This is a genomic window from Mesorhizobium sp., assembly GCF_005063415.1.
Taxonomy (GTDB): domain Bacteria; phylum Pseudomonadota; class Alphaproteobacteria; order Rhizobiales; family Rhizobiaceae; genus Mesorhizobium.
The window spans coordinates 437-3,108 of record NZ_SUEG01000275.1 but is presented as its reverse complement, the minus strand read 5'-3'; the positions used below and the strand labels follow the sequence as shown (position 1 = coordinate 3,108).

Sequence of the window (2,672 nt, the reverse complement as noted above, 5' to 3'; positions counted from 1 at the left end):
AGGTCGCGCTGGTCGGTTTCGACAAGGTCGGCGAAAACCTTGTTGGCGTAGACGATATGGCCGTCGCGGTCGCGGTGGACGACGAGATCGCCGAGTGCATCGATCAGACCGTGAAAGCGCTCCTCGCTCTCCTGCATCTCCCACATGCGGTCGGCCAGCGTCTCGATTTCGGCGCGGCTGCGGGCGGTCGTGGCATCGAGCAGGGCCACCGCGCGACGCTGGGTGCGCCTGTTGCGCAGATGCATGGCGAGCCCGGCGATGGCTGTCGCCAAAAGGCCAATGGTGATGAAGATCGGCGCTCCGGTCAGATGCGACAGGCCTGCCAACACGACGATGGCGACGAGAGTCAGGAAGGGCAGGCCGTGGCGGTTGGCGTCCGGCAATTCCGGCGCCAGCGGTGGCGCGGCGACAAGCTGCCGCCCTGGCGCCTCGGGGACCGTTCCGTCGGCCCGTTCGGCTGGCTCCGCCTCTCTGATGCCGGATTCCGCAATCATACGGAACTCCTGCCAGACAGAGCTTATCGAAGGTTGTGGTTGATCGTTCGAATTTTAGCGGTCGCGCTCTTTTTTCCCTTTGGGGCTCACATGTCCACCACCACGCGGCCGCGGATCTTGCCCTCAACGATGTCATGCGCGGCGCCGATGATGCCGTCGAAGCCGATGCTCGTCGACAGGCTGGCAAGCTTTGCGTGATCGAGATCGGTGCCGATGCGGCGCCAGGCCTCGATGCGGACCGCCTTGGGCGCCATCACCGAATCGATGCCGAGCAGCGAGACGCCGCGCAGAATGAACGGGGCGACGCTTGCCGGGAGGTCCATGCCGCCGGCGAGGCCGCAAGCGGCGACGGCGCCGCCATAGGAGGTCATCGACAGTACGTTGGCCAGCGTATGACTGCCGACAGCATCGACGCCACCGGCCCAGCGTTCCTTGGCGAGCGGTTTTGCAGGCTGGGCAAGCTCGTCGCGTGAAATCACTTCCGCGGCGCCAAGATCTATCAGATAGGGGCTTTCGGCAGCGCGGCCGGTCGAGGCAATGACGTGATAGCCGAGGCTGGACAGGATCGAGACCGCGACCGACCCGACGCCACCGGCAGCGCCCGTCACCACCACCGGGCCGCGATCGGGCACGATGCCGTGGCGCTCCAGCGCGATGACGCAAAGCATGGCGGTGTAGCCGGCGGTGCCGACCGCCATTGCATCATGCGGTCTCATGCCGTCCGGCAGCGGCACCAGCCAGTCGCCCTTGACGCGGGCGCGTCCGGCAAAGGCGCCGAAATGCGTCTCGCCGACGCCCCAGCCGTTCAATATGACCTTGTCACCCTTGCGCCAGTCGGGATTGGAAGACGAGATGACGGTGCCGGCGAGATCGATGCCCGGCACCAGCGGCCAGCGGCGGATCACCGGCGCCTTGCCGGTAATCGCAAGGCCGTCCTTGTAGTTCACCGTCGTCGCCTCGACCGCGACGGTGACGTCGCCCTCCATCAGGTCTGCCTCGGTAAGCTCGGTCACCGCGACCGACTGGTTTTTCTCGGCGTCGCGCGAAACGAGGATGGCTTTGAAGGTTTTGGGCATTTTTTCTCCTCGGGCTTGCAGATCAGAATGTGCGGCGCCAGGCGAGTGAGGTCAATCGCTCGACGTTCCGCGCCGCCAGCCAATGAGTTCGTCGAAGACGACCAGCACGGCACCGACCGAAATGAAGGCGTCGGCGAGGTTGAAGACGGCGAAGGACCAGACCGGCGTATGAAACAGGATATAGTCGATGACGTGGCCATAGGCAGCGCGGTCGATCAGGTTGCCGAGCGCGCCGCCGACGATCAGTGCGAAGCCGATGCGGGCAAGCAGGTGGCCGGGCGGCGTGCGGGCCGCAAGATAGAGCACGAAAGCGACCACCAGAACCGCGACGACCACCAGGCCGGTGTCGCCGAAGGACGAAAACAGCGAGAACGCGATGCCGGTGTTGTAGGTGCGGTACAGCGCCAGGAACGGCAGCAGGTCGAGCCGTTCCTGAAAGGCAAGGCCGGTTTCGACCAGATATTTCAGCCACTGGTCGAGCGCTATCGCGGCGACGACCAGAAGAGCATGCGGCCTCCAGGACTTCATGGTTTGCAGTTTCACGGTTTGAGATGTCACGATCTGGCGTCCTCCGGGCCGAGCTTCAGCGCGCCGCGCCGGATCTCGAACAGCATGACGCCGGTGGCCACCGCAAGGTTGAGCGAATCGGCGCGGCCAGCCTGCGGTATCCGCAGCAGCTTGTCGCAGCTTGCGGCAAGCTCGTCAGGCAGGCCTTGCTGCTCGTTGCCCATCATCAAAAGCACCGGGCCTTTTGAAAAATCGACCGAGCGGTAGTCGACCGCACCCTTCAGATGGGTACCGGCGACAAGGCCGGGAAAGCTCTTTCGCCAGGCGAGAAAAGTCTCGGGCGTCGCCTTGGCGACCGGCACGGCGAAAATCGAGCCCATGGTGGCGCGCACCGTGTCAACCGAAAAGGGATCGGTGGTCTCGCCGACCAGGATGACGCCCCTGGCGCCGACAGCGTCGACCGTGCGGATGACGGTGCCGAGATTGCCGGGGTCGCGGACGCGGTCGAGCGCCACCCAGACGTCGCCGTCACGGGCGCGGATATCTTTCAGCGGCAGCAATTTCTGCGAGAACACGCCGACGACCATTTGCGGAT

Annotated in this window: 3 protein-coding genes and 1 pseudogene; all 4 read right to left on the bottom strand. The window is 65.0% G+C overall.

The window, feature by feature from the left end; translation table 11 throughout:
- Positions 1-494, bottom strand: a pseudogene (locus E5W70_RS31590) (hybrid sensor histidine kinase/response regulator); the annotation flags it as partial.
- Positions 495-580: 86 nt separating this feature from the next.
- Entirely contained in the window at positions 581-1,570 is a 990-nt protein-coding gene (locus E5W70_RS31585) for an MDR family oxidoreductase (RefSeq protein ID WP_292665188.1), read from the bottom strand.
- Positions 1,571-1,621: 51 nt separating this feature from the next.
- On the bottom strand, positions 1,622-2,098 hold the full coding sequence (lspA, locus tag E5W70_RS31580; RefSeq protein WP_292665190.1) for a signal peptidase II: 477 nt from the start codon (positions 2,096-2,098) through the stop codon (positions 1,622-1,624).
- Positions 2,099-2,124: 26 nt separating this feature from the next.
- The coding region (locus E5W70_RS31575; RefSeq protein WP_292665186.1) for an RNA methyltransferase at positions 2,125-2,672 on the bottom strand (548 nt) is incomplete at its 5' end.

Bases quoted from the DNA above. Each gene is read 5' to 3' on its own strand.
- E5W70_RS31585 (WP_292665188.1), bottom strand. From the start codon at position 1,570: ATGCCCAAAACCTTCAAAGCCATCCTCGTTTCGCGCGACGCCGAGAAA.
- lspA (WP_292665190.1), bottom strand. From the start codon at position 2,098: ATGAAGTCCTGGAGGCCGCATGCTCTTCTGGTCGTCGCCGCGATAGCG.